The sequence below is a fragment of the Agrobacterium salinitolerans genome, assembly GCF_002008225.1.
GTDB lineage: Bacteria > Pseudomonadota > Alphaproteobacteria > Rhizobiales > Rhizobiaceae > Agrobacterium > Agrobacterium salinitolerans.
Window position 1 is genome coordinate 655,415 of sequence record NZ_MRDH01000006.1, and the last position, 25,559, is coordinate 680,973.

Sequence of the window (25,559 nt, forward strand, 5' to 3'; positions counted from 1 at the left end):
TTGGCGACGTCGCCCACATCGATCGTGGCGAAAACCGCGTCGCGGGCGGGCCTATCCCCATGCGAGCGCGGGGAGCGTTGAGCGGGTCTCTGAAGCCATGCGATTTCTTTGCGCAACCCGGCTCCTCAGAGCCGGGCTCCCTTCGCAATGCCGATCTACTTGATCGCCATATCCTTCGTCAGCACGAAATAGTTGATCGGATGCGGCCGGAAGTTTTCGAGTTTTTCGGAATAGGCATCGAACACGGTTTCATGGACGAGAAAGACCGAGACGGCATCATCATAAATCTTCTTCACTATCTCACCATAAATCGCGTAACGCTTGGTGGGCTCCACTTCGGCATAAGCAGCCTTGATCAACTTGTCCGTCTCTGCATTGCAATAATGCGAGATGTTGTATGTGCCGGTGCAGGAATAGTCGGCGTTGAGATATCCAGCCGGCTCAATCACATCCGTGGCATAACCGCGCGACAGCAGCACCATGTCGAAGTTGCCGGCAAGAAGATCAGGCTCAATAGCACTATATTCTGCGACACGGACACCCGCCGTGATCCCGATCTCCTGCAACTGCGCCTGAATAATAGCGGCCACATCCTTCAGCTCGGTCTTCATCGTGTAAGCAAGTATGGTGACTTTCAGACTGCCCGGGGCGATGCCGGCCTCCTGGAGGAGAGATTTTGCCTTTGCCACGTCATAGGCCGATGCGGGTTCTTCCACCGCCCATGGCTGCCCCGGGGCAAACGGCATGCTCGCGCTTTTGACCTTCTCTTCGTAAATACTGCTGGCGATGCCGGCGGCATCGATTGCCGCACGCACGGCCTCACGAACCTTTTTATCGTTGAACGGTGGCCTGGAATTATTCAGCAGCAATTCTGTGATGCGCGGTACCGAAATGGTGGCGACCTTAACTCCCTTGGTTGCCTCGATGGATTTGATCGACCACGGCGGGACCAGGCGCGAAATCTGCACTTCGCCCGTCCTTATCTGGGTGGCGCGCGTGTCTGCGTCGGGAACGAAATTAACGCGACCCCCGTCAAGTTTCGGCATGCCGCCCCAATATCCGTGATTGGCCTTCATGACCATATATTGATTGGGATCGACTTCCGTGATCTCGAACGGCCCGGTGCAGGTGCCGATAGGATTGATCTTGCCGTCCTTATAGGCCGATGGCGCAAGAATGGCGGTGGCGGGGCTTGCCAACTGCGCAGGCAACAGCACCGACGGTTCGATCGTCGTCACCTTCACAATATCATCGCCAACGGCCTCCACACTGGCGATCTGTTTCGGCGAAAAGGCACGGGCAGGAACGGATGCTTTCAGGAGATTGGTGAGCGCGTTGACGACTGCTGCGGCGTTAAAGTCTTCGCCGTTCTGGAATTTGACGCCCTTGCGCAGCTTGAACTCCCACACTTTAGGCTCGATCTGCTTCCAGGACTCCGCAAGAGATGCCTCCTGCCTCATGTCGAAGCCAATTCTGACAAGGCCTTCATAGCACCCGACACGCATGCCCATTGTGGAATCATCCGACGCCATCTGCCATGCGGCTTTTATGGCGTAGTTGTCATCATAGGTCACAGTGCCGGCATTTGCGGCATTAGCCCCGAAAGCCCCGGCAATGGCGCAGGTGGTTAAAAGTGCGTGCTTTATCATTGCATAATTCCCCTTATCTTTGATGGCGACGCTCACAATCTAGTTTCCCTAAGCTTTTAATATTATCTATCATTAATTACAAAGAATCACGTTGACGGACACGACAATACATCCGCCTTCTTTACATTCATTTTATGTTTTTTATTCGGAATTTTATTCCGTTGTTACTTCACGTACGCACTATTCGACTGCTTTTCACATTCCCTGAAAAACATTCAGTGCACCGTTTCTCAACCCAGTTCCCGCCAGCGGTGGCAGCGCGCAAAGTGCTCTCCGGAAACGCCTTCCAAAGCCGGCTCCACCTCACCGCAGATTGCGGTCGCATATTTACAGCGGGTGTGAAACTTGCAGCCACCAGGAGGGTTGAGAGGGCTCGGCAGATCACCGTCCAGAAGCATTTCCGGTGCATATAACCCCGTCTCGTCCAGCATCGACGAGGCGATGAGAGCTTTCGTGTAGGGATGCTTGGGCGCGCGGAAAAGCTCGTCGCGGTCGGCGATTTCAACGATGCGTCCGAGATACATCACGGCAATGCGATCACAGAGATAACGCACCACGCGCAGGTCATGAGAAATCATCAGAACCGTCAGGCCGTGGCGGCGCTTCATGTCCATCAGGAGGTTCAGGATCTGCGTGCGCATCGAGGCGTCGAGTGCCGATGTCGGTTCATCACAGACAAGGAAACTCGGATTGAGAAGAAGCGCGCGGCCGATGACGACGCGCTGCAACTGGCCGCCGGAACACTGGCTCGGATACCGATCGTAAAAGGAACCGTCGAGACCGACTTCCTCCAGCATTCGGAAAACACGCGCCGTGCGCTCCTCGCGGGTGCCGATGCCGTGCTGGGCAAGCGGCGCTTGCATGCTCTGGCCAATGCACATACGCGGATCGAGTGCGGAATAAGGGTCCTGAAACACCAGTTGCACAACCCGGCGCACGCGCCGGAGCGCCTCGCCCTGCATGTGCAATATGTCGTGATCTCCGATGCTGACCTCACCCCGCGTCGCGTGCGTCAGGCGCGTGATCAGTCCGGCAACAGTGCTTTTGCCGCAACCGGATTCGCCGACAAGGCCCAATACCTCCCCCTCGCCGATCGTCAGGGAAACATCGTCGACGGATTTCACCACACGGTGACCAAGGCCCGATATGGGATAATATTTGCAGAGATTCTTCGCGACTACATAGGGCCGGCCGCTGTTTTCCGCCGATGGCGGCATCTGTGTCATGGCTTTGGATAACATCATCGCCTCCTTCAACAAACCGCATGGTCGGCATGGTCGTGACCGGCCTGGTCGTCGCCGACTGCCCAGCACCGCGCCTTGCGCCCTTCAGGCAAGGCATTCAATGCAGGCTCCATTGCCATGCAGCGGCTTCCCATGCCTTCAGACTTTGCGAGCGCGCAACGCGGATGAAACCGGCAACCGCAGGACATGTCGTGGGCCTGTGCGCCCGAACCGGGGATCGTCAGCAACTGTCCCTCGCCGTCGGTGGTCAGCAGCGAACAGCTGATGAGCGCCTTGGTATAGGGGTGCTGCGGCGCCTTGAGGATCGCCTGGGTCGGCCCTTCCTCGACAATGCGGCCGGCATACATGACCGCGATCCGGTCTGCGAAGGCGGCAACGACCGAGAGATCGTGGGTGATGAGCAAAGTGGCAAGCCGGCGCTTGCGGCGCTCGTCATCGAGCAGGCGGAGTATCTGTGCCTGAACGGTGACATCAAGCGCCGTCGTCGGTTCGTCGGCGATCAGAAGCTGCGGATTGCCTGACAGTGCAGCGGCAATCATGACACGTTGCGCCATGCCGCCGGAAAGCTCATGCGCAAAGCATTGCGCCCGCGCCGACGGATCGGGAATGCCGACATCCGAAAGAAGGCCGACGACCCGGTTAAGTGCGGCGTGCCGGCTCATTTTACGGTGGATCCAAAGCGGCTCCGCTACCTGCGTCCTCACCCGACTGGTCGGGTCGAGCATGGCCTGCGGCTGCTGGAACAGCATGCTGATATCGGCCCCGCGTAGTGCATCGAGTTCGGAAGATGAAAGAGCGAGAATGTCGCGGCCGGCAAAGGAAATGCGGCCGGAATTGATTTCCGCGCCCTGCGGCAAAAGTCGCATCAGCGACAGCGCCGTCATGCTCTTTCCCGATCCGGATTCGCCGACGAGAGCGACGACTTCGCCGGCGTTGACGGAAAGCGTCAGGCCCGAAATAACAAACTTGCGGCCATTTTGCGCCGGCACTGAAACGTGCAGGTCCTCTATCTCCAGAAGCGGTGCGCATTCAGGGGATATGGCCGTATTTGCAAGCGTTTGTCCTTCGATATTCATAAGAGTTCCCCTTATTTTTATTGAATCGGAGGCATTGCGTATTTTCATGCGGCTTCAGACGATATTACTCTCCCTCCTGCTCCGTTGCGTCGTCCATGTTTGACAATCGTCAAATCCGTCATTGCCCGCCCGCAGGCGTCAATGACCGTTGGTTTTCTTTGTTTCCAGATTCAGGCCATGGCCGATCCACGTTACGCTGAGCGCCGCCAAGAAGATCGCCAGACCCGGTGCGATGACGAGAACGGGCATCCGTTCCGCGTAAGCCTGCGCATCGGCCAACATCAGCGCCCAGTCGGCGGCCGGCGGCTGTACGCCAAGGCCCAGAAACGACAACCCGCCAACCGTGATCAGCTTGTGGCCGAAGCGCAGGAACGCCACCGCCGCAATCGGCCAGATCGTGTTGGGAATAATATGCCGGAAGATAATGAAGCGCCGTGTGCAGCCGAGCACCTCGGCGGCGCGGATATATTCGCGCGAATTGATCGAGAGCGTCAGTCCCCGCGCCAGTCGTGCAAAAGGTGTCCACCCGACGATCGTCAGCGACGCGATCAGCGTGCCATATCCCGGACCGAAAATGGCCACGAGGAAAATCGCGATTACCACGTCCGGTATGGCGATGAGCAGGTCCACGATGCGCATCAGCACCTCGTCGAGGATGCCGCGGCTGCGGCCGCTGATGATGCCGATGAAGGTCCCGATCACGACAGAGAGAATGACGGTGACGGCGGCAATGGTGACCGTGAAGCGGCCGCCGACCAGCAGCCGGCTGAGCACATCGCGGCCCAGGTGGTCCGTTCCCAGCCAGTAGAGGGCGCTCGGCGCGTTCAACCGCAGACGCAGGTTCTGCTTTGCCGGATCATAGGGCGAAATCCACGGCGCGATGACCAGCAGCAGGATGATGACCAGAAAGATCGCCGCACCCGCATAGAAGGTCCAGTGACGGCAGCGGATGAAATCCGTAAACCGGGCGAGGCTCGAGGGGCGCTTGGGCGCAGTCATCGGCATGGCGGCGGCAGGCGCGCTCGGGAAGTGACTAATGGTCATGGTGACCTCGCATTGCTGGATTGATCAGGACATAAAAGCTGTCGGCCAAGGTATTGATGAGGATGGAGAGCGCCACGATGCAGATGAAACCGCCCTGCAGCATCGGGATATCGCGATTGACCACGGCGTCGTAGAGAAGCCGGCCCATGCCGGGGATGGCGAAGATGACTTCCACGACCACCGATCCACCCAAAAGGCCCGCGAGCCACAATGCGAAGAAGGTGACGACCGGCAGCGAACCGTTGCGGACGCCATGCCGCAGCACCGTGCTATGCATGCCGAGACCGCGGCTGCGGGCCGCCGTGATATAAGGCGCGCGCAGTACCTCGGCCATGGCCGCGCGCGTCACCTGGGTGAAATAGGCGAGCGGCCTGAGCGTGAGCGTCAATGCGGGAAGCACCAGCGAGCGCCAGCTATCCCATCCGGCTGACGGCAACCAGCCGAGATAAAGCGCAAAGACCAGAGCCGACATGGGCGCAAACCAGTACTCGGGCGTTGCGACGAAGGTCTGGATCATCAGCGTCGCAAAATTATCGAGCCGTCCGCCGGGACGCATGGCCGCCAGCGTACCGAGCGGCAGGGCGACGGCGACCGCGAATGCAAGCGCCGTCAGCGCCAGCGTTACCGACACCCAGAGCGAGCGCATAAGTTCGGCAGCGACGGGCTGGCTGCTGGTGAAAGAAAAACCGAGGTCGCCGCGCAACGCATTCGACAGCCATGCGAAATATTGCACATAAAGCGGCCGGTCGAGCCCGAGACTGACCCGTAGCGCCTCCACCGCATGCGGATCGAGCGCGGTATCGCGCATGCGTGAAAACAAGATGGTGCGAGCCGGATCGCCGCCCGCCATATAGGGCAAAAGAAACGCGATGACGGACACAATCGCCAGCATCAGGCACAGAATAAAGAAGCGCTGTATTACCTGTATCCACATGGCTTGGTCTCCTTCATCGTGATTGGCAATTCGCACTGCATTCATTGCCCGCTCCCCCAAAAGGAACCGGGGGCTTATTTCACTGGGCGCTGTAAATCCATCACCGGACCTGCTGTGCCCTTCAGCATGCCGGTGCGTTTGGGCACGACGGCAACCGCTGAAAAATCAAGATCTTCCGCATGAGCAAGGTCATGAATGATCGGGCATTCCGGCTCACCATTGTCCGGGCAATAGGTCGCGAGGTTTCGGAGCGTGTCCGCCATCTCCCGCAGCGTATCCATCTTCGCTTCCAGGTCGACGACATGTTCCATGACGATGCGTTTGACATCACAGGAGGCGCCACCGGGGTCGCGCCAGAGGGTCATGAGTTGCCTGATTTTTTCGATGGAAAAACCGAGATCGCGTCCGCGCCGGATAAAGCGCAGCGTTTCCAAGTCGTTGGCAGTGTAGACCCGATAGCCGGATTCCGTGCGGTTTGCCGATTTGATCAGGCCGATTGTCTCGTAATGCCTGATCATCTTCGCAGAAACACCGGAGGCGGTGGCGGCTGTGCCAATATTCATCGATCCTGCTCCTATCTTTCCGAGGTAGAAAATACATCCGCGCGATTGTCGGAGAGCGGCTCAGCTCCATTGAGCCAGCCGATCACCACGTCGCCTAATGGTACGGCTCGGCATGCAAGCGTCAGACCATCTGCCTTCTCTTCCTCTGTCAGAGAAAAGGGCGTGTGCTTGAGAAGATCGACATCGCCGGAGATCAGCCTGGATTTGCAGGCGCCACAGCGGCCCATACGACAGCCATGCGGATAAGCGATCTCAGCCGCCAAGGCGGCCTGGAGGACAGTCTCGCCCGGCGCCACAGAGATGCTGCGTTCGATCTGCGGCAGGAAAACGGTGTGTTGAAGCGCCATGTCTGCTCCTCCTATTCCGCCGCTGCGAGCTTAAGGCCCGCAGGTCTGTCCACCAGGGGCGCACGGAAGCTCTTCAGGCGTAGCGCGTTCGTCAATACGAAGACGCTGGAAAGCGCCATGGCTCCGGCAGCAAGGACTGGCGACAGCAGAACGCCGTTGACAGGATACAATATTCCGGCCGCGACGGGAACGAGAGCGGCATTGTACGCGAAGGCCCAGAACAGATTCTGGCCGATATTGCGGATCGTGGCCTTGGAGAGTGCGATGGCGTTGGCGACGCCGCGTAGATCGCCGGACATCAGCACCACGTCGGCGCTTTCAATCGCGACATCCGTGCCCGTGCCGATGGCAAGCCCGACATCGGCGGCGGCCAGCGCCGGTGCATCGTTGATGCCGTCGCCGACGAAGGCGACACGTCGACCGTCGGCGGCGAGCCTCTTGACCGCCTCGACCTTGCCGTCGGGCAGGACTTCCGCCACCACCTCGTCAATGCCGAGCCGACGGGCGATGGCTTCAGCGGTGCGGCGGTTGTCACCCGTGATCATCGTCACTTTAAGGCCGAGCGCATGCAGCGCCGCAATCGCCTCCGGGGTCGTCTGCTTGATCGGATCGGCAACGGCGACGATCGCGGCCAGCCTGCCATCGACGGCGGCATAAAGCGGCGACTGCCCTTCCCTGCCCAGCCGCTCGGCATCTTCTGCGAACATCGCGACATCGTAACCGAGCTTGGTCATGAACCGGTCCGCACCTGCTTCCACCCTGCGGCCGTCGACCATGGCTGCAACACCAAAACCGGGGGTCGCCTCGAAGCCCTCCGCATCGACAAGCGTCATGCCGCCATGTTTCGCAGCCTCGACGATCGCTTCGGCAATCGGATGTTCGGAATGGTTCTCCAGCGATGCGACGAGGCGCAAAACCTCATCCACATCGAAGCCCTCTGTCGTGGTAAAATGCACCAGCTTCGGCTTGCCGAGCGTCAGCGTGCCTGTCTTGTCAACAGCGACCACGTCGGCGTCGCGCAGCGTCTGAAGCGCATCGCCACGGCGGAACAACACGCCCATTTCCGCGGCGCGGCCGGTGCCGACCATGATCGAGGTCGGCGTGGCAAGGCCCATAGCACAGGGACAGGCGATGATGAGCACCGCAACCGCATTGACGAGCGCGAAGGTCAAGGCCGGATCTGGCCCGAACATGAACCATACGATGAAGGTGGCGAGCGCTGCCAGCATTACCGCCGGCACGAACCAGTTTGTCACCTTGTCTACCAGCGCCTGAATGGGCAGCTTGTCGGCCTGCGCCTCCTCCACCATGCGGATGATCTGGGCTATCAGCGTATCTGCGCCGACCTTGGTGGCGCGGAAGGTGAAGGAGCCATTGCGGTTCACCGTGCCGCCGACCACTTCGGAACCCTCGGCTTTGGTAACCGGGACCGGCTCACCCGTGATCATCGATTCATCGACATAAGAGGAGCCACTCAGAATCAGACCATCGACCGGCACTTTCTCACCGGGGCGAACGACGATCACATCACCCGTTCGCACATCCTGTAAGGGTACATCGATTGTTTCGCCATCGCGCAACACGCGGGCCGACTTGGCCTGCAGGCCGACGAGCCGCTTTATCGCCTCGCTGGTGCGGCCTTTGGCGCGCGCTTCCAGGAAACGACCAAGGAGGATGAGTGAGACGATGACCGCTGCTGCCTCATAATAGACATTGGCCGTGCCACTCGGCAGGATTTTGGGCATGAAGGTTGCGACGACCGAAAACCCCCAGGCGGCGGCGGTGCCAAGTACGACGAGCGAATTCATGTCCGGCGCAAACCGCAGAAGCGCGGGTATGCCTTTTTTGAAGAAGCGCAGGCCGGGACCGAACAGAACCAGCGTGGTCAGCACGAATTGCAGATACCAGCTTTCCCGCATGCCAACCGTTGCCATCACGAAATCATGGATGGCGGGCACCAGATGCGAGCCCATTTCCAGTACGAAGACCGGCAACGTCAGTGCAGCGGCGACGGCAAGGCTGATTTTGAGGCTCCGCAGTTCCGCCTCGCGCTTGTCCTGCTCTCCATCCGTGGCTTTGTCGGCGACAACCTCACTTGCCTTATAGCCCGCCCGTTTGATGGCATCCGAAAGGTTGGCCGCAGACACGGCGTTGCCGGCAACGCGGACGGTGGCGCGTTCCGTCGCCAGATTGACGCTTGCACCGGAAACACCGGAAACGGCCTTCAACGCCTTTTCGACACGTCCGACGCAGGAGGCGCAGGTCATGCCCTCAATATCGAGTTCGATGGTTTTTTCTTCGACGCTGTAACCGGCCTGCCGCACCGCCTCGATAACGGCCGGCACATCCGGCGACCCGGAAAAGGAAATGTCGGCACGTTCCGTTGCCAGATTGACCGAAGCTTTCAGAACGCCCGGCACCTTGGCAATCGCCTTTTCCACGCGGCCGACACAGGAGGCGCAGGTCATGCCATCGATCGCAATCTGATGACTCGCCCGGAGCTCCATTTGTGACATGCGTATGACCCCTCTTTTCTTGTGTTGAAAAAAGATAGGGCTTCCCATCGTGGCAAGGTCAAGAGGTTCTTTTTGATGATTCCCGGGGAAAAATGCCGCCCTCGTAATCAAGCTCATTTTTTAGGCGCGCGCGGGCGTTCGCGCGATCTATACCCAAAAAGCCGGGAACCCCGTTTAAATGCCCCGAAATCTCAGGAAAACGAAAAGAAAATTTTAATCAGGATGATATGGTGCGGACGGCGGGACTTGAACCCGCAAGACCAATGGTCGGCAGATTTTAAGTCTGCTGCGTCTACCGATTTCGCCACGTCCGCATTGCCGCGCCACGAACCGTTCCGGCCGGGGCGTTACAAAAAATCGTCATGCTGCCGGCGCCCGGCGCTGGGTTCCGGTCCCGAAGATGACTGAGCCTCATCTACACAGGCCGAACCGTTTCGGTCAACGGGGCCTCCGAGCATTTCCAGGAAAAGTGGAACCCGGTTTTCCGTCCGGGAAGGCGGCGAACCAAGAGCGAGAGCGTTTTCGCGATTCGACAAAAAGCGAGAATGCTCTACCCACACCAGGACTGATTTTTTGCCGATGCCGGATGCGCGAGCCCTTCGCGCACGAGTTGATCGGCGAAGGATACGCCCGAACGCGAAAGCCGTTTGCGTTCCGTGGCTTGCCCGCCCGCAGCGCCGCCGGACGCCACATCGAAGGCCCCGGCATTCAACATGTCACGAAGCCTGACCTTCGCAATGAAACCGCGCTGGCGCTCTTCCATGCAGCGCGCCCGGTCGATCTGCGGCACTTCTATGCCGGCAAGCTGCATTTTCACGCCCTTCATCCAGAAGGTGTTGCCGTCGGCCACGCAATTGTTGAGGCCGGAACGACCGCAGAAAGCAAAAGTACCGCTTTTTTCACCGAGCGAAATTTTTTCGACCGAAGGACGGGTTTCCGGCAAGATAGCGGCGACCTGGCTCGGCTGCGAGGCGGACGGCATGGCGATCGAGCGCGGTGGCACCGGGCCGTTGCCGGGCAGAGCCGGCGATGCGGGGCGAATGGACGCCACTTTCTCCCGCGTGACGGAATCGCGTTTGGCCGCCGTGGCAACTTTCGAAGAACTCGTGGTCGAAGATGTCGCCTTTGCAACATGCCGCTGCGGCAAAAGACTGTCGCGATGTTCGTAAGCCTGAATGCCGCCGGCGACGACGCCCAGCATCAGCACCCAGGGCCAAACGCTACCGCCGCTCGATTTCTTCGCCGTGCGGCGTCGTGCTGTCGATTTTCGGTTGCTCACGATCGGACTCCTTTCAACGGAGCCGCATTATCGGCCAAAGGAGTTTCCGAAAGGTTGGCGTTGCCGGGCGTTTTCGCTTTTCACAGAAAAGGGGGAAACGCCCTAACCCCTTGTTTTCTCAATTTCCCGAATGGAAAGCACGCAAATGAGCTGTGGATAAACCGTCAGCGAACCTGATCGAGAAGGCGCTTGCATTCGAGGAGGTCGAACAGGGCTTCCTGCAAAAGCGCCTGATCGTCCTTGCCGATACTCGACTTGCCGACCGATATTTCCGCATCGCCGCCACCGCCGAAGCCAAAAAAACGGCCGCTTGGCTTGGCCTTCGGACGGCCGACGACCTCGTCCCCATCGGTATCGACGACACGCGGTTCGGCGACTTCCTTTTCACCGCTCGCCGCCATGATGGCTTCCATGGTTGCGAGATCACCGGAGGCGATGGCCGCCACGAAGCGGTTACCATTGGCTTTCAGCAGCTTCTGTACGCCCTTAATGGTGTAGCCATGGTCATAAAGAAGGTGACGGATACCCTTCAGGAGATCGATATCGTCAGGGCGGTAATAACGGCGGCCCCCGCCCCGTTTCATCGGCTTGATCTGCGGAAAGCGTGTTTCCCAGAAACGCAGCACATGCTGCGGCAGGTTCAACTCATCCGCCACTTCACTGATCGTCCGAAACGCGTCGGGGCTTTTATCCAAATTTCCACTCCCATCCGAACCGGAGCGCCATGCATCCGGCCGGACACTGAACGAGAACGCTTTTCACACGCCGGTCAAACATCGCGCGACATCCGTTCTGAACCCGCGCAGACGCCATTGCGGCGAGATACAAATCACTAAAATTGATTATGATGTGAGTCGACCGGATTTCAACGGCTTGCACGTTGAAATTCAAGCATGTTCACAAGAAGAATGGGAAAAAGGCTTACGATACGACAAAAATGCGTGTCGCTTATAACTCTAGAGAAGGATTATGCTCCGGCCTTCTGGCCCTTCTGCTTGGCCTTGCGGGCCGTATGCGCCTTCAGAATACGCTGCTTCAGCACATTCGAGGCCTTGAAGGTCATGACGCGACGTGGGGAGATCGGAACTTCCTCGCCCGTCTTGGGGTTGCGGCCGATGCGCTCGTTCTTTTCCCGGATTTGAAACGTCGCGAAGGAAGAAAGCTTGACGACTTCGCCGCGGGTTATCGCGTTGCAAATTTCGTCAATGATCGTCTCGACCAGTTCAGCGGATTCGGTGCGGGACAGCCCGACTTTACGAAACACAGATTCTGCAAGATCTGCGCGTGTCACTGTCTTCCCGGCCATTTTTCCCCACAAACCGTGTCTGAACTCTTCTCTAGGAGCCGCCGAGATTATTTCCCTTGTGGCGACCGGTCAAGGGATTGTTCCAGATTCATTTGAGGCTTTCGGCAATCAGTGCAAGGGCTTAGGGCGAGTGATACGCTTTTGACACAGGCTCGGGCCGCTCCGGCGCGTCCGATCGAGGCGTGAGCGCGAAAATCACAACCGATTTCGCGCCATCGCCCCGGCAAACGCGAAAATCGCGCCTTTACCAGCGCAGCAGCACCGCGCCCCAGGTGAAGCCGCCGCCCATGGCCTCCAGCATCACCAGATCGCCCTTCTTGATGCGTCCATCACCGGCGGCAACAGCGAGCGCCAGCGGAATGGAGGCGGCCGAGGTATTGCCGTGCTGATCGACGGTGATCACGACTTTTTCCGGGTCTATGTTAAGCTTCTTCGCTGAACCGTCGATGATGCGCTTGTTGGCCTGGTGCGGAACCAGCCAGTCGAGATCGTCGGCCGTTGTGCCGGTCGCCTCGAAGGCCTGCTCGATGACGTCGGTGATCATGCCAACGGCGTGCTTGAATACTTCCCGGCCTTCCATGCGCAGATGACCGACCGTGCCTGTGGTGGAAGGACCGCCATCGACATAGAGCTTTTCCTTGTGCGAGCCGTCGGAGCGCAGCTGTGCGGTCAGGATGCCGCGATCGGCGGAGGTGCCTTCACCCTCACCGGCCTCCAGAACCAGCGCGCCGGCGCCGTCACCGAAGAGGACGCAGGTCGTGCGGTCCTTCCAGTCGAGGATGCGCGAGAAGGTCTCAGAGCCGATCACCAGAACGCGCTTGGCCATGCCGCCGCGAATATAGAGATCGGCGGTCGATACGGCATAAACGAAACCGGAGCAGACGGCCTGCATGTCGAAGGCGAAACCGTGGGTCATGCCAAGACGGTTCTGGATGTTCACCGCCGTTGCCGGAAAGGTGTTATCCGGGGTCGAGGTGGCCAGAATGATGAGGTCGATATCGTCGGGCGTGAGGCCGGCATTGTCGAGGGCGGCACGCGCCGCCGCTTCACCGAGAGACGCGGTGGTTTCACCTTCGCCGGCGATATAACGCTGTCTGATGCCTGTGCGCTGCACGATCCATTCGTCTGACGTCTCGACGACACCTTCGATTTCACTGTTGGTCATGACACGCTTCGGAAGCGCTGCCCCGAAACCACGAACTATAGAGCGGATCATTCCCTTATTCCTCGTCAGCCACGAGAGCTTCGGGCGCCGGGGGCGGAAGCCGTCTTGCGTGGTAAATTTTCAGATCATTCTCAATCTTGGCCGTCAGGCCGTTATGAACCATGTCGTAGCCGACATCCACGGCAGAGGCAAAACCAACGGCATCCGTGCCGCCATGGCTCTTGATGACGATGCCGTTGAGGCCGAGAAACACGCCGCCATTGACCTTGCGCGGGTCCATCTTTTCCCTCAGCACATCGAAGGCACTTTTTGCGAGGATATAACCGATCTTGGCGAAGAAGCTGCGGGAGATCGCCTCACGCAGCAGCGTGGTGATCTGGCGGGCGGTGCCTTCGGCGGCCTTGAGCGCGATGTTGCCGGTGAAACCTTCGGTCACCACCACATCCACCGTGCCCTTGCCGATATCGTCGCCTTCGACGAAACCACGATAGTCGATGGTGGCGAGATCGGCCTCGCGGATCAGACGTCCGGCCTCACGCACCTCTTCCTGACCCTTGACCTCCTCGACGCCGACATTCAGCAGGCCGACGGTCGGACGGTCGATATCGAACAGCGCACGCGCCATGGCGCCGCCCATCAGGGCGAAATCCAGCAGCTGCTGGGAATCAGCGCCGATGGTCGCGCCGATGTCGAGCACGATGCTTTCGCCTTTCAGTGTCGGCCAGATGCCGGCAATCGCCGGGCGCTCCACCCGCGCCATGGTGCGCAAACAGAATTTCGCCATGGCCATCAAGGCGCCGGTATTGCCGGCGGAAACGGCGACATCGGCTTCACCGAGCTTCACGGCTTCAATGGCGCGCCACATGCTGGAGACGTAGCGGCCGCGGCGCAGCGCCTGGCTCGGTTTCTCGTCCATGCTGACCGAGACTTCACAATCGTGAAAGACCGACTTTTCCCGAAGCGTGGGATATTGTGCCAGAATGGGGTCGCATTTGCTCTTCTGCCCGTAGAGCAGAAAAGTTACATCGTTGTGCCGTTCAAGCGCCTTGGCGGCACCGGGTATGGCAACATCTGGGCCGAAATCGCCGCCCATGACGTCAATTGCAATTCTGATCACTCGTCCCTTATCCTTACTTGCCGCCAATCAAGCGGATTTTGCGCGAAAATACCTTTTCCGGCTCTTGTTACAATAAAATTATTTCAGCCCGGCTGGGCCATTCAGTCTTTTTTCCAATCTTTCAACACGGCAAAGGGCGATGGCGGCTTGTCATCGTCGGCCTCTTTTTCAGCCTTTTCGGCAAATTCCACATTCGGCTTGCGCGGATAAGGGTCGATGGCAAGGGCCGCAAATTCGGCAACCACGGCACCGACATCGATGCTGTCGCCGGTGAACTGGTCGGGAATGTCGGGACCATCGGGATCGAGTACGATCTCGCCTTCTTCGTTCGTCACCATCCGCGCCAGCTTCGATCCTTCCGGCACGAAAATATGCTCCACGGTCTCATCGATCTTGCTCGAAACCGGTTCCAGCGTCACGACGCAGGATTGAGTGACCGCCGCATGCACTTCGCCCTTGATCTTGATGCCATCCTTCTTCCAGCGGGTTACCTGCAGCTCCGCCTTCAGATATTCGACGGAGACCACATCCCAGAATTTCGCAAGCGCCTTCAACTCCTCGGCGCTGGCTTCGAGACCAATCCTGACCGGATTGGCGGAAATATGGCCTACCTTGACGGGATAGGAAAAAGGCAGGTCATCATTTGCGGGGTGTCGCGCGTTCATCGTGAACCTCATTGTCCAGGCAGGGGCAGCGTCAGGCTTCCGGTTGCTATCGTTTCTTCGGACTGGGCGGCAAGGGCATCGGATGTCTCCATCATCCAGCCCGCCAGCCCTTCCATCTCGGGTGCCTTCTCATCTACCTGCGGATATATATTGCGCCGGAGCGCTGCGGCAAGGGCGACGCGGTCGGAAGCATCCAGCGCCGCCGCATAGGATTCCAGCCGCCCATAGAACATGCCGGCGAATTTCTTCATGCGTTTCGGCACACCCTGATCGCCTATCCCCAATTCGCGGATGGAATGATCGAGGTCCTGAAAAAAGGCGTCGACGATCTCCTGGGCGATCTCCTGCCCGCTGACACCTGACGATTTGGTGCGGCGAAAATAGAGAATCATGATGACCGACAGCATCTCGAAGCGGCCCATGACCGTGTCGGGCACACCGAAGTCGAGATAAAACCCGGGCGCGCGGGCGGCAGCCGTTAAGGTCGCATATTGCCGGTCGACTATGGCGCGATTGTTGTTTTTCTGTCTGAACAGCCCGAATATCATCGTTTTTTTTCCGAAGGGGACGGGTGAATTCGCTTACCGCCCATCGCACTTGTTGCATGATCGTCAAAGCTGGTTTACCGAAGCATCCACGAATTGCAATGCTGTCACGGTCACGTTCGTCTTTGGGCTGAAACAGTCGAAGAGAACCGGAGGAGTTCCAGAAGGTCGGGAAAGCATTGAATTTGGGGGGTGATCGGGATTTTCCGTCCCCGGATTGACACAATCATGTGCACAGACACTGTGCACCACGCAATGCCGGAAGGTGCCATTCATGATCGCAGTCGGGGAAAAGCAGTTGAGCAAGCAGAAATCCGCAAGTCACGGCAAAATTCTGAGCAAGACCGCCATCGCAATCGTGCTCGCATCCGGCCTGCTTTCCGCCTGCACGAGCACGACAGACGTATTTCACAACGGCTACGTCATGGACGAGCAGGCCCTCCAGCTGATCCCCGAAGGTTCCAGCCGTGAGCAGGTTCTCCTGACCATGGGCACGCCTTCCACCACGGCGACTTTCGGCAACGAGGTGTTCTATTACATCTCGCAGAAGCGCGTACGCCGCGCGGCTTTCATGAAGCCGTCGCTGGTCGAGCAGAACATTCTCGCCATCTACTTCAACAAGGACGGCGTGATCGAGCGTAAGGCCAATTATACGCTGCAGGACGGCAAGGTATTCGACACGATTTCGCGCACCACGCCGACGGGCGGCAAGGACCTCACCTTCCTGCAGCAGCTGCTTTCCGGCGGTACCTCGGGCGCCAATATCGCCAAGAGCATTCTCGGTCAGGGTGGGAACACACCCTGATCGGAAGAAGGATAATAAATTCAAAGGCCCGGGGAGCGATCCCCGGGCCTTTTCATTTGGCGGAAACGTCAGCCTTCAGTGGGCAAGAACAGCCAGCAGCAGCAGCGCCACGATATTGGTGATCTTGATAGCCGGGTTGACGGCCGGACCCGCGGTATCCTTGTAGGGATCGCCGACCGTGTCGCCCGTTACCGATGCCTTGTGCGCCTCGGAACCCTTGACGTGGCGCACGCCGTCCTTGTCGATGAAGCCATCTTCGAAGCTCTTCTTGGCGTTGTCCCAGGCGCCACCACCCGACGTCATGGAAATTGCCACGAACAGCCCGTTGATGATGACACCCAGCAGGGACGCACCCAGCGCGGCAAAGGCTGATGCCTTGGAGCCCGAGATCAGCAGAACGCCGAAATAAACCACGAGCGGCGCCAGAACCGGCAGAAGCGACGGAATGACCATTTCCCTGATCGCCGCCTTGGTCAAAAGGTCCACGGCCCTGCCGTAGTCCGGCTTTTCCGTACCGGCCATGATGCCGGGTTTTTCGCGGAACTGGCGGCGGACCTCCTCAACGATCGAGCTTGCCGCCTTGCCCACCGCCGTCATGGCGATGCCGCCGAAGAGATAGGGAATGAGACCACCGAACAGCAGGCCGGCAACCACGTAAGGATTGGCGAGGCTGAAGGAAATCTCGCCTATATCCTTGAAGTAGGGATAGGTCTCGCCATTGGCGGCGAAATAGGAGAGGTCGTTGGCATAGGCCGCAAATAGCACCAATGCGCCGAGACCAGCCGAACCGATGGCGTAACCCTTGGTCACCGCCTTGGTGGTGTTGCCGACGGCGTCCAGCGCATCGGTCGCCTTGCGCACGTCGGGATCGAGACCGGCCATTTCAGCGATACCGCCCGCATTGTCCGTGACCGGGCCGAAGGCGTCGAGCGCGACGATCATGCCCGCCAGCCCGAGCATGGCGGTGACGGCGATGCCGGTGCCGAACAGGCCGCCGAGCTGGTAGGTTCCGATGATGCCGCCGACGATGACGATGGCCGGCAGCGCCGTCGATTCCAGCGAGACCGCAAGGCCCTGGATGACGTTGGTGCCATGGCCGGTGACCGATGCCTGGGCGATGGAGTTGACCGGTCGCTTGTTGGTGCCAGTATAATATTCGGTAATGACGACGATCAGCGCCGTTACGACGAGGCCGACCAATCCGCAGAAGAAGAGGTTGGTGCCGGTGATTTCCATGCCGGCCACCGTGCCAACCGTTCTCCAGCCGACCGTGGCATGAGTGGCGACCGCAAGACCGGCGACCGAGAACACGCCAGTGGCGATCAGCCCCTTGTAGAGCGCGCCCATGATGGAGTTGTTGGTGCCGAGCTTCACGAAGAAGGTGCCGGCAATCGAGGTCAGGATGCAGGCACCGCAGATCGCCAGCGGATAGACCATGGCGCTTTCCAGAATCGGCGTTCCCGCAAAGAAGATCGCGGCGAGAACCATGGTCGCGACCACGGAGACAGCATAGGTTTCGAACAGGTCGGCCGCCATACCGGCGCAATCACCGACGTTATCGCCGACATTGTCGGCAATGGTCGCCGGGTTGCGCGGATCGTCCTCCGGAATGCCGGCTTCCACCTTGCCGACGAGATCGCCGCCGACATCCGCACCCTTGGTGAAGATGCCGCCGCCGAGGCGGGCGAAGATGGAGATCAGCGATGCGCCGAAACCGAGCGACACCAGCGCGTCGATCACCTCACGCGATCCTGCAGGATGGCCCATCACCGAGGTCAAAACGAAATAATAGATCGAGACGCCGAGCAGCGCGAGGCCCGCCACCAGCATGCCGGTGATGGCGCCCGATTTGAAGGCGATATCGAGGCCGGCACCAAGGCTATGAGATGCAGCCTGCGCCGTGCGCAGATTGGCGCGCACGGAGACATGCATGCCGACAAAACCGGCGACACCAGACAGAACCGCGCCGATGATGAAACCTATGGCGGCCATGGATGACAGAAGATACCAGGCCAGAACGGCGACGATCAGCCCGACGATGGCGATGGTGAGATATTGACGGGTGAGATAAGCCTGCGCACCTTCACGGATAAAACCTGCTATTTCACGCATACGCTCGTTGCCCTGATCGGCGTCGAGAACGCTCTTGGTCGCCCATACCGCGTAAACCACGGACAGGACACCGCATAAAATTACTATGGGTATTACGGTCATGCGCACTTACCTCCCAAAAGGCCGGGTCTCACTCCCTCCCCGGCGTGGCGAAACCTTGTGCAGGGAGATGCGGACGGCCTGTCCCAAATCCCGTCTTGGGCATTTGTTCCCCTCCCAAGGAAAAATGTCCTCGCAGCGGAGATTGCGTTGGCGCGAGGTGTCGCGTCAAGCCCACAAATTTGCCTGAAACTTGAAAGGAGTAGAGCGTGGCGCGAGACTCAGGCCGCTTTTTTGCGACTTGTCAGGACGAGCGACAGGACAAGCAGAAGGCAAAGCCCGGCAACCGGCCAAATAACGAGGTTCATTACCGACCAGCCCCAGGCCGTAAACACCTTGCCGGAAGAGAAGGATGACAGGGCCACGGTGCCGAACAGCACGATATCGTGGAAGCCCTGCACCTTGTCCGCCTCATGCGGGCGATAGCTTGACGTGATGATTGCGGTTGCGCCGATGAAGCCGAAATTCCAACCGAGGCCGAGCAGGATGAGCGCCGCCCAGAAGTTCCACAACTCGATGCCCATATGCGCGACGATGGCGCAGGCCATCAGCACGATGAGGCCCGCCGCGACGATTTTTTCCGAACCGAATCGGGAAATCAGCATGCCGGTGAAGAAGCTCGGGCCGAACATGGCGAGAACGTGCCACTGGATGCCAAGCGTGGCGAGTTCCGTCGGGAAGCCGCAGCCGACTACCATGGCGAGCGGTGCGCCGGTCATCATGAAGGTCATCAAGGCGTAGGAGCCTATGCCGCAGATCATGCCCGTGATGAAACGCTGGGTTCGGACGATTTCCGACAACGGCCTTGGCGCCTCAGCGTGCGTGGCGGCAGCCTTGGGATCGGGCAGTTTCAAGAACGCCAAAATGACAATGGATAAAAGCCCCAGCGGAACGAGCGCGATAAAGGCCCCCGCAAAGGTGACCGGCGCAAGCAGGTCCTTGCCGAAAATCGCGAGCTGTGGTCCGACGATGGCCGAGATGATGCCGCCAGCCAGAATCCAGGAGATCGCTTTCGGTTTGTAGAAGGATGGCGAGGCGTCAGCTGCGGCGAAGCGAATTTTTTGCGTAAAGCCGCCGGAAATGCCGATCAGCAGCAGACCGAGGGCAAACAGCCAGAAATCGGAGCGGAAGAGCGCGACCGCGGCAATGCCGCCGCCGACAGAGCACATCAGCGCCCCGACCATGAAGCCTGCCTTGCGGCCGAGGAAGCGGGATGCGGCCGCCACGCAGATCGCGCCGAGCGCAACGCCGATATTGAAGCCGGTGAGAGGCGCGGTCGCCAGCGACTTGTCCGTCCCGAGCAACTGATAGCCGGCAAGCGCGCCGACCGAAAAGCTTAAGGGCGCGGCCGATCCCATGATCGCCTGCGCCATAGTCAGGAGGAAGACATTGCGCTTCGCCTCGTCCAGTTGAACTTCAAGTCCGGGGACGGAAACCGCGCTCATCTCTTCCTCATTTGTTATAGAGAATTTTCGCATTTCCGGACGGAAAAGCGGATTCCGTTTTTCCTCGAAATGCTCTCATTCAGCGTTTTGCCTCGCCGCGAACCTGTTTGGCAATGCGATCCAGAACCGCATTCACCAGCTTGGGCTCGTCATGCTCGAAGAAAGCGCGGGCGATTTCCACATATTCCGTGACGATGACGGCGACCGGCACGTCCTTGCGCTCGAGAATCTCGAAGGTGCCGGCACGCAGGATGGCGCGCACGGTGGCATCGAGACGCGACAGCGGCCAATCTTCCAGAAGGGCGGAGCGCACCAAGGGATCGATCTTCGTCTGATCGCGGACGACGCCGGAAACAATCGAACGGAACCATGAAGGATCGGCCTTCAGGTAGGTATCGCCATCGACTTCCTGGCCGAGACGGTGCGCTTCATATTCGGCAACAACTTCCATCACACCGGTTCCGCCGACATCCATCTGGTACAGCGCCTGCACGGCCGCAAGGCGGGCCGCGCCGCGCTGGTTGGCGGGCTTTACCGAAGGCTGGCGCGGTTCGCCGCCGTTTTCAACATCCGACATGCGTTCAGCCACCCAGTTTCTTCTTCAGCTCAATCATCGTCAGAGCCGCACGGGCCGCGAAGCCGCCCTTGTCCTTGTCGGAGCGGCGCACGCGCGCCCAGGCCTGCTCGTCATTTTCGACGGTGAGGATGCCATTGCCGATCGGCAGCGATTCGCTGACGGCGAGATCCATCAGGGCGCGGGAGGATTCATTGGCGACGATATCGAAGTGATAGGTCTCACCACGAATGACCATGCCGAGCGCAACGAAACCGTCATACTCCGTGCCGTCATTGTCTGCGCCATCGAGCGCCATCGCGATGGCCGCGGGGATTTCCAGCGCGCCGGGAACGGTGATGACGTCATAGGTGGCGCCGGCTTCATCAAGCGCGAACTTCGCGCCTTCGAGAAGCGCATCCGCCATATCGTCGTAAAAACGTGCTTCCACGATAAGAAGATGGGGTTGGGACATGATATTTTCCTGAAAAGCTTGACGCCGGATCATACCGGCTTTTGCGGCGGTCAAACCACGGCTGGCTGTTTTTGGCAAGTAATTTCATGTGTCGGCGGCGCAAGAGGCCGCGTCTGCCGGGCATTTGGCCCGGTTTCAAGCTTCCCAGCGCGGCTCCGCGACAATCAGGTTTTCTGGAAGGCGAGATGGACGCCGAGCCCCATCAGTACCGTTCCGGCAGCGCGGCGGGCAAGCACCTGCACCGCGCTGGAACGCTTCAAACGTCCGACCATGGCGCCCGCCAGAAGGACACCGACGAGATCGGCCGAGGAAAAAATGAAATTGACGGCGATGCCGAGGATCAGGAACTGCAACCAGACCGGAAAGGCAGCCGCCGGATCGACAAATTGCGGCAGGAAGGCCAGAAAGAACAGCGCCGTCTTCGGGTTGAGCACATCGACGATGATGCTGTCGATAAAGGCGCGGCGGGCCGATTTCGGCTCGATGGTCAGATTGACCGCCTCGCCCTCGAGCTTGCTGCGCAGCATCGAGAAACCGAGCCAGACGAGATAAAGCGCGCCGCAGAGCTTCACGGCGAGATAAAGCCAGGGAACGGCCAGAAACAGCACCGAAAGCCCTGCCGCAGAAGCGAAAATGTGGAAATAGCAGCCGACATGGATGCCAAGCACCGCCATCAGCCCGGCAAACCGGCCGCGCGCCATGGTTTGCGCCGCCGCATAAAGCATGGCGGGACCGGGGATATAGGCGAATAAGGCGGTGGTTATGAAAAAGGCTGTCAGCAGTTCGAAGGACGGCATGATGTATTTCCCCTACCCCGTTTGGAGCCCCAAAATGTCTTTATAACGTTTACGCTCCAATCGGAAGCAGGGTGTCGGACAAGAATTGATCTGCCGCGACGTCCGCTGACTCATCCTCCTCAGTTTAAGCCGACGGAAATTCTGCAAGCCTTGCGGCGTAACGCGCCATGGTGTCGACTTCGAAATTCACGAAATCGCCCGGCTGGCGTTCGCCCCAGGTGGTGACGGCGAGCGTATGGCGGATCAACAGCACGTCGAAATCTGTGCCTTCGACGGCGTTGACGGTCAGCGAGGTGCCGTCGAGCGCCACGGAACCCTTGGGCGCCACGAATTTCGCCAGATGCTCCGGAGCGCGCAGGCGAATGCGCACCGCCTCGCCTTCGGGTTCCACCGAAAGTATTTCCGCCTTGCCATCGACATGGCCGGAAACGATGTGGCCGCCAAGCTCATCGCCGATCTTCAGCGCCCGTTCCAGATTGACATGGGTACCCTTTTGCCAGCCGGCAATCGTTGTCAGGCGCAGCGCCTCTTCCCAGGCCTCGACCTCGTACCAGCGCTCATTGCTGCCGTCCTCCGGCAGTCTCGTTACCGTCAGGCAGACGCCGCCATGGGAGATCGATGCGCCCATATCGATGGTCTTTGGATCGTAATTGGTCGCCACCCGCAGACGCACGCCTTCGGCCAGAGCTTCCAGCTCGGATACGGTTCCGACATCGGTGACAATTCCGGTAAACATCAAATCGGCCTTTCATAACAGAAGCAGCGATCCGGCCCATGGGCGGTCTCGCTGACCAGAGCATAGTCGCCCGTGATATCGGCACGGTTGAGCGGCGTTTCAATGCCGCCCTCACCGATCACGACCGGGCTTTCGAACAGCATGATACGGTCCACCAGCCCGGCTTCAAGGAATGATTTTGCGGCAAAGGCGCCGCCTTCGACCAGAAGTTCCGACATGCCGCTTTCGGCGAGGATGTGCAGGAGATTTTCGAGGGTGGGGGCTTCGAGAATCTCGACGCCGGCTTCGATCAGGAGTTGGCGGCGGCGGTCGCGGCTACCCCCCTTTGCCCTGCCGGGCATCTCCCCCTCAAGGGGGGAGATCGATGGGGCACCGTCCTGCCCGGCATTGACAGACAGAGAATGAGAAGTGGGTTCAAAATTTGAACGAGCGGGCAACGTCTTGCCAATTTCCCCCCTTGAGGGGGAGATGCCCGGCAGGGCAGAGGGGGGTATCGCCGCAACGATCACCGGCACCTCCCGCGCTGTCTTCACCAGCTTCGATGTCAGCGGCAACTCAAACTGCCGGTCCAGCACGATCCGCACCGGCGAGCGATTTTCAAGACCTGCGATTCGAACCGTCAGCTCAGGATCATCCGCAATAGCGGTGCGGATACCGACGAGGATGCAATCACAACGCGCCCTAAGCTCATGCACGGCATGGCGGGCCTCGGGCCCGGTGATCGCCACCTGCCCCTCACCTTTCCTGCCGATCATGCCATCGGCAGAAATTGCAAGCTTCAGAATCACATGCGGGCGTTTTTTCATCTGGCGCGTAAGGTAGCCTGCCAGCGCCCTTTTACCTTCGTCCCGCAACAGGCCGGTTTCCACGACAATACCGGCATCGCGCAATATCTGATAACCGCGGCCGGAAACGCGCTCATCGGGATCATCCACCGCCACCACGACACGGGCGACGCCGTATTCCACCAAGGCATTGGCGCAGGGCGGGGTTTTGCCCCAGTGGGAACAGGGTTCGAGCGTCACATAGGCGGTGGCGCCGCGCGCCGCCTCGCCGGCGATTTCCAGCGCCTGCCGTTCGGCATGCGGGCGGCCGCCAACGGCGGTCACGGCCTCAGCGATGATTTGCCCGTCTTTGACGAGAACACAGCCGACGGAGGGATTGGTGAGCGTTTTGCCCTGATGGCGAAGCGAAACCTCGATGGCGCGGGCCATGAACCTTTCGTCATCGGCACGGGTGGTCACGGCTAGACTCCGGCGTCCGTATCGCGGGCGATCTTGGCGTTGATTTCGGCAATCACGTTCTCAAAATCCTCGGCATGGCTGAAATCACGATAGACCGAGGCGTAGCGCACGAAGGCAACGTCATCGAGGCTCTTCAGTGCTTCCAGGACCTGGAGGCCGATTTCTTCCGAGGGAATTTCCGTCTCGCCGGAGCTTTCGAGACGACGGGCGATGCCTGACACAGCCCGCTCGATCCGGTCGCGATCGACCGGGCGTTTGCGCAGCGCGATCTCGAAGGAACGCACCAGCTTTTCCCGGTCGAAGGGCAGCTTGCGGCCGCTTTTCTTGATGACCATCAGCTCGCGCAGTTGCACGCGCTCATAGGTCGTGAAGCGGCCGCCGCAATCGGGGCAGATGCGCCGCCGGCGGATGGAGGTATTGTCCTCCGCCGGACGCGAGTCCTTGACCTGTGTGTCTTCGGAACCGCAAAATGGGCAGCGCATCGTCTTTTTTCCTTACATGTACGGGTACATCGGGAAACGGTCGGTCAGGCCGACGACCTTTTCACGCACCGCAGCCTCGACGGCGGCGTTGCCCTCGTCCGAATTGGCAACCTTCAGACCATCGAGAACCTCGACGATCAGCTTGCCGATTTCTCGGAATTCCGCTTCCTTGAAACCGCGCGTCGTGCCGGCCGGCGTGCCGAGACGGACACCCGAGGTGACGAAGGGCTTTTCCGGATCGAAAGGAATGCCGTTCTTGTTGCAGGTGATGTAAGCGCGGCCAAGAGCTGCTTCCGCGCGCTTGCCGGTGGCGTTCTTCTTGCGAAGGTCAACCAGCATCAGGTGGTTGTCCGTGCCGCCGGAAACGACGTCCAGACCGCCTTCGATCAGGGTTTCGGCCAGCGCCTTGGCGTTCTTTACCACCTGTGCGGCATAATCCTTGAACTCCGGCTGCAAAGCTTCACCGAAGGCAACGGCCTTGGCGGCGATGACATGCATCAGCGGGCCGCCCTGCAGGCCGGGGAAGACGGCCGAGTTGAACTTCTTGGCCAGATCCTCGTCATTGGTGAGGATCATGCCGCCACGTGGGCCACGCAGAGACTTGTGCGTGGTGGTGGTGGCAACATGGCAATGCGGGAACGGCGACGGATGCTGGCCACCGGCAACGAGACCGGCGATGTGGGCCATGTCGACCATCAGATAAGCGCCGACTTCATCGGCGATCTCGCGGAAACGCTTCCAGTCCCAGACGCGAGAATAGGCGGTGCCACCGGCGAGGATGAGCTTCGGCCGGGTTTCCTTGGCCTTGCGCTCCACCTCGTCCATGTCGAGAAGGTTGTCGCCTTCGCGCACGCCGTAGGACACGACGTTAAACCACTTGCCGGACATGTTGACTGGCGAACCATGCGTCAGGTGACCGCCCGAATTCAGGTCGAGGCCCATGAAGGTATCGCCCGGCTGCAGGAGTGCGAGGAACACGGCCTGGTTCATCTGCGAACCGGAGTTCGGCTGGACGTTGGCGAAGTTGACGCCGAACAGCTTCTTGGCGCGCTCGATGGCGAGCTCTTCAGCGATGTCTACGAACTGGCAGCCGCCGTAATAACGCTTGCCCGGATAACCTTCCGCATATTTGTTGGTCATGATCGAACCCTGCGCTTCGAGCACGGCGCGGGAAACGATATTTTCCGATGCGATCAGTTCGATCTCGTGGCGCTGGCGACCCAGTTCCTTCTCGATCGCGCCGAAAATATCCGGATCGGCTTCGGCAAGCGGGCGGGAGAAGAAAGCATCTGTGTTCGACATGATGAAGGCTCCTGAAACAGTAATGCGATGGCGTCTTAGCGCCCTGCCCGGACAAGAGC

At 59.6% G+C, this 25,559-nt stretch carries 24 protein-coding genes, 1 tRNA gene and 1 pseudogene; 1 reads left to right on the plus strand and 25 read right to left on the minus strand.

The genetic code is table 11. The features are described 5' to 3' along the window. Positions 1-155: 155 nt before the first annotated feature. The 16 genes and pseudogenes from BS627_RS07260 to BS627_RS07335 form a co-directional block, all read right to left on the minus strand. Entirely contained in the window at positions 156-1,649 is a 1,494-nt protein-coding gene (locus BS627_RS07260; protein ID WP_077982963.1) for an ABC transporter substrate-binding protein, read from the minus strand. A gap of 230 nt (positions 1,650-1,879) precedes the next feature. Then, entirely contained in the window at positions 1,880-2,890 is a 1,011-nt protein-coding gene (locus BS627_RS07265; RefSeq protein ID WP_165691204.1) for an ABC transporter ATP-binding protein, read from the minus strand. An 11-nt stretch (positions 2,891-2,901) separates the two neighbouring features. Further along, entirely contained in the window at positions 2,902-3,969 is a 1,068-nt protein-coding gene (locus BS627_RS07270; protein WP_077982498.1) for an ABC transporter ATP-binding protein, read from the minus strand. Positions 3,970-4,107: 138 nt separating this feature from the next. After that, positions 4,108-5,013 carry an ABC transporter permease gene (locus BS627_RS07275; RefSeq protein WP_077982499.1) on the minus strand — a complete coding sequence of 302 codons (906 nt, stop codon included), beginning with the start codon at positions 5,011-5,013 and terminating at the stop codon, positions 4,108-4,110. Beyond that, a complete protein-coding gene (locus BS627_RS07280; RefSeq protein WP_077982500.1) occupies positions 5,003-5,947 on the minus strand; it encodes an ABC transporter permease in 945 nt (314 codons plus the stop codon). The genes BS627_RS07275 and BS627_RS07280 overlap by 11 nt, the downstream gene beginning before the upstream one ends. 74 nt (positions 5,948-6,021) lie before the next feature. Then, positions 6,022-6,510, minus strand: coding sequence for a Cu(I)-responsive transcriptional regulator (gene cueR / locus BS627_RS07285; protein ID WP_077982501.1), 489 nt, complete (start codon positions 6,508-6,510; stop codon positions 6,022-6,024). 47 nt (positions 6,511-6,557) lie between these two features. Then, positions 6,558-6,857 (minus strand): annotated as a pseudogene (locus BS627_RS07290) (2Fe-2S iron-sulfur cluster-binding protein); the annotation flags it as partial. An 11-nt stretch (positions 6,858-6,868) separates the two neighbouring features. After that, positions 6,869-9,364, minus strand: a complete 2,496-nt coding sequence (locus tag BS627_RS07295) for a heavy metal translocating P-type ATPase (protein ID WP_420836196.1) — start codon at positions 9,362-9,364, stop codon at positions 6,869-6,871. 237 nt (positions 9,365-9,601) lie between these two features. Beyond that, positions 9,602-9,687, minus strand: a tRNA-Leu gene (locus BS627_RS07300). A 236-nt stretch (positions 9,688-9,923) separates the two neighbouring features. Next, positions 9,924-10,652, minus strand: a complete 729-nt coding sequence (locus tag BS627_RS07305) for a nuclease (protein WP_077982503.1) — start codon at positions 10,650-10,652, stop codon at positions 9,924-9,926. A gap of 164 nt (positions 10,653-10,816) precedes the next feature. Then, positions 10,817-11,347 (minus strand): MerR family transcriptional regulator, encoded by a 531-nt coding sequence (locus tag BS627_RS07310; protein WP_077982504.1) that lies wholly within the window; start codon positions 11,345-11,347, stop codon positions 10,817-10,819. A 272-nt stretch (positions 11,348-11,619) separates the two neighbouring features. Then, positions 11,620-11,958 carry an integration host factor subunit alpha gene (locus BS627_RS07315; RefSeq protein ID WP_003502236.1) on the minus strand — a complete coding sequence of 113 codons (339 nt, stop codon included), beginning with the start codon at positions 11,956-11,958 and terminating at the stop codon, positions 11,620-11,622. 244 nt (positions 11,959-12,202) lie between these two features. Further along, on the minus strand, positions 12,203-13,174 hold the full coding sequence (locus BS627_RS07320; protein WP_077982505.1) for a beta-ketoacyl-ACP synthase III: 972 nt from the start codon (positions 13,172-13,174) through the stop codon (positions 12,203-12,205). Positions 13,175-13,178: 4 nt separating this feature from the next. Further along, a complete protein-coding gene (gene plsX / locus BS627_RS07325; RefSeq protein ID WP_077982506.1) occupies positions 13,179-14,240 on the minus strand; it encodes a phosphate acyltransferase PlsX in 1,062 nt (353 codons plus the stop codon). Positions 14,241-14,341: 101 nt separating this feature from the next. Continuing rightward, positions 14,342-14,905, minus strand: coding sequence for a YceD family protein (locus tag BS627_RS07330; protein WP_077982507.1), 564 nt, complete (start codon positions 14,903-14,905; stop codon positions 14,342-14,344). A gap of 8 nt (positions 14,906-14,913) precedes the next feature. Then, on the minus strand, positions 14,914-15,453 hold the full coding sequence (locus BS627_RS07335; RefSeq protein ID WP_077982508.1) for a ubiquinol-cytochrome C chaperone family protein: 540 nt from the start codon (positions 15,451-15,453) through the stop codon (positions 14,914-14,916). A gap of 271 nt (positions 15,454-15,724) precedes the next feature. Here BS627_RS07335 and BS627_RS07340 point away from each other — a divergent pair, with 271 nt between their 5' ends. Continuing rightward, complete coding sequence (locus BS627_RS07340) at positions 15,725-16,255, plus strand: outer membrane protein assembly factor BamE (RefSeq protein WP_077982509.1); 531 nt, start codon at positions 15,725-15,727, stop codon at positions 16,253-16,255. Positions 16,256-16,330: 75 nt separating this feature from the next. Here the strand turns inward: BS627_RS07340 and BS627_RS07345 are convergent, their stop codons facing one another. The 9 genes from BS627_RS07345 to glyA form a co-directional block, all read right to left on the minus strand. Continuing rightward, the gene (locus tag BS627_RS07345) at positions 16,331-18,469 is read right to left on the minus strand and encodes a sodium-translocating pyrophosphatase (protein ID WP_077982510.1); all 2,139 of its coding nucleotides are present in this window, start codon (positions 18,467-18,469) and stop codon (positions 16,331-16,333) included. 218 nt (positions 18,470-18,687) lie between these two features. Next, positions 18,688-19,911 carry an MFS transporter gene (locus BS627_RS07350; protein WP_077982511.1) on the minus strand — a complete coding sequence of 408 codons (1,224 nt, stop codon included), beginning with the start codon at positions 19,909-19,911 and terminating at the stop codon, positions 18,688-18,690. 79 nt (positions 19,912-19,990) lie between these two features. Further along, a complete protein-coding gene (gene nusB / locus BS627_RS07355) occupies positions 19,991-20,488 on the minus strand; it encodes a transcription antitermination factor NusB (RefSeq protein ID WP_010971444.1) in 498 nt (165 codons plus the stop codon). Between the two features lie 4 nt (positions 20,489-20,492). Then, a complete protein-coding gene (gene ribH, locus BS627_RS07360; RefSeq protein WP_077982966.1) occupies positions 20,493-20,939 on the minus strand; it encodes a 6,7-dimethyl-8-ribityllumazine synthase in 447 nt (148 codons plus the stop codon). 164 nt (positions 20,940-21,103) lie between these two features. Continuing rightward, on the minus strand, positions 21,104-21,736 hold the full coding sequence (locus BS627_RS07365; protein ID WP_077982512.1) for a LysE family translocator: 633 nt from the start codon (positions 21,734-21,736) through the stop codon (positions 21,104-21,106). A 124-nt stretch (positions 21,737-21,860) separates the two neighbouring features. Continuing rightward, complete coding sequence (locus BS627_RS07370; protein ID WP_077982513.1) at positions 21,861-22,472, minus strand: riboflavin synthase; 612 nt, start codon at positions 22,470-22,472, stop codon at positions 21,861-21,863. Next, positions 22,472-23,716, minus strand: a complete 1,245-nt coding sequence (gene ribD, locus BS627_RS07375; protein WP_077982514.1) for a bifunctional diaminohydroxyphosphoribosylaminopyrimidine deaminase/5-amino-6-(5-phosphoribosylamino)uracil reductase RibD — start codon at positions 23,714-23,716, stop codon at positions 22,472-22,474. Before ribD ends, BS627_RS07370 begins: the two co-directional genes overlap by 1 nt. Positions 23,717-23,718: 2 nt before the next feature. Beyond that, a complete protein-coding gene (nrdR, locus tag BS627_RS07380; RefSeq protein WP_006312828.1) occupies positions 23,719-24,198 on the minus strand; it encodes a transcriptional regulator NrdR in 480 nt (159 codons plus the stop codon). A gap of 12 nt (positions 24,199-24,210) precedes the next feature. Further along, positions 24,211-25,500 carry a serine hydroxymethyltransferase gene (gene glyA, locus BS627_RS07385; RefSeq protein WP_077982515.1) on the minus strand — a complete coding sequence of 430 codons (1,290 nt, stop codon included), beginning with the start codon at positions 25,498-25,500 and terminating at the stop codon, positions 24,211-24,213. Positions 25,501-25,559: the final 59 nt, after the last annotated feature.

Bases quoted from the DNA above. Each gene is read 5' to 3' on its own strand.
- BS627_RS07260 (WP_077982963.1), bottom strand. From the start codon at position 1,649: ATGATAAAGCACGCACTTTTAACCACCTGCGCCATTGCCGGGGCTTTC.
- BS627_RS07265 (WP_165691204.1), bottom strand. From the start codon at position 2,890: ATGTTATCCAAAGCCATGACACAGATGCCGCCATCGGCGGAAAACAGC.
- BS627_RS07270 (WP_077982498.1), bottom strand. From the start codon at position 3,969: ATGAATATCGAAGGACAAACGCTTGCAAATACGGCCATATCCCCTGAA.
- BS627_RS07275 (WP_077982499.1), bottom strand. From the start codon at position 5,013: ATGACCATTAGTCACTTCCCGAGCGCGCCTGCCGCCGCCATGCCGATG.
- BS627_RS07280 (WP_077982500.1), bottom strand. From the start codon at position 5,947: ATGTGGATACAGGTAATACAGCGCTTCTTTATTCTGTGCCTGATGCTG.
- cueR (WP_077982501.1), bottom strand. From the start codon at position 6,510: ATGAATATTGGCACAGCCGCCACCGCCTCCGGTGTTTCTGCGAAGATG.
- BS627_RS07295 (WP_420836196.1), bottom strand. From the start codon at position 9,364: ATGGAGCTCCGGGCGAGTCATCAGATTGCGATCGATGGCATGACCTGC.
- BS627_RS07315 (WP_003502236.1), bottom strand. From the start codon at position 11,958: ATGGCCGGGAAGACAGTGACACGCGCAGATCTTGCAGAATCTGTGTTT.
- BS627_RS07320 (WP_077982505.1), bottom strand. From the start codon at position 13,174: ATGATCCGCTCTATAGTTCGTGGTTTCGGGGCAGCGCTTCCGAAGCGT.
- BS627_RS07330 (WP_077982507.1), bottom strand. From the start codon at position 14,905: ATGAACGCGCGACACCCCGCAAATGATGACCTGCCTTTTTCCTATCCC.
- BS627_RS07335 (WP_077982508.1), bottom strand. From the start codon at position 15,453: ATGATATTCGGGCTGTTCAGACAGAAAAACAACAATCGCGCCATAGTC.
- BS627_RS07340 (WP_077982509.1), top strand. From the start codon at position 15,725: ATGATCGCAGTCGGGGAAAAGCAGTTGAGCAAGCAGAAATCCGCAAGT.
- BS627_RS07345 (WP_077982510.1), bottom strand. From the start codon at position 18,469: ATGACCGTAATACCCATAGTAATTTTATGCGGTGTCCTGTCCGTGGTT.
- BS627_RS07350 (WP_077982511.1), bottom strand. From the start codon at position 19,911: ATGAGCGCGGTTTCCGTCCCCGGACTTGAAGTTCAACTGGACGAGGCG.
- nusB (WP_010971444.1), bottom strand. From the start codon at position 20,488: ATGTCGGATGTTGAAAACGGCGGCGAACCGCGCCAGCCTTCGGTAAAG.
- ribH (WP_077982966.1), bottom strand. From the start codon at position 20,939: ATGTCCCAACCCCATCTTCTTATCGTGGAAGCACGTTTTTACGACGAT.
- BS627_RS07365 (WP_077982512.1), bottom strand. From the start codon at position 21,736: ATGCCGTCCTTCGAACTGCTGACAGCCTTTTTCATAACCACCGCCTTA.
- BS627_RS07370 (WP_077982513.1), bottom strand. From the start codon at position 22,472: ATGTTTACCGGAATTGTCACCGATGTCGGAACCGTATCCGAGCTGGAA.
- nrdR (WP_006312828.1), bottom strand. From the start codon at position 24,198: ATGCGCTGCCCATTTTGCGGTTCCGAAGACACACAGGTCAAGGACTCG.
- glyA (WP_077982515.1), bottom strand. From the start codon at position 25,500: ATGTCGAACACAGATGCTTTCTTCTCCCGCCCGCTTGCCGAAGCCGAT.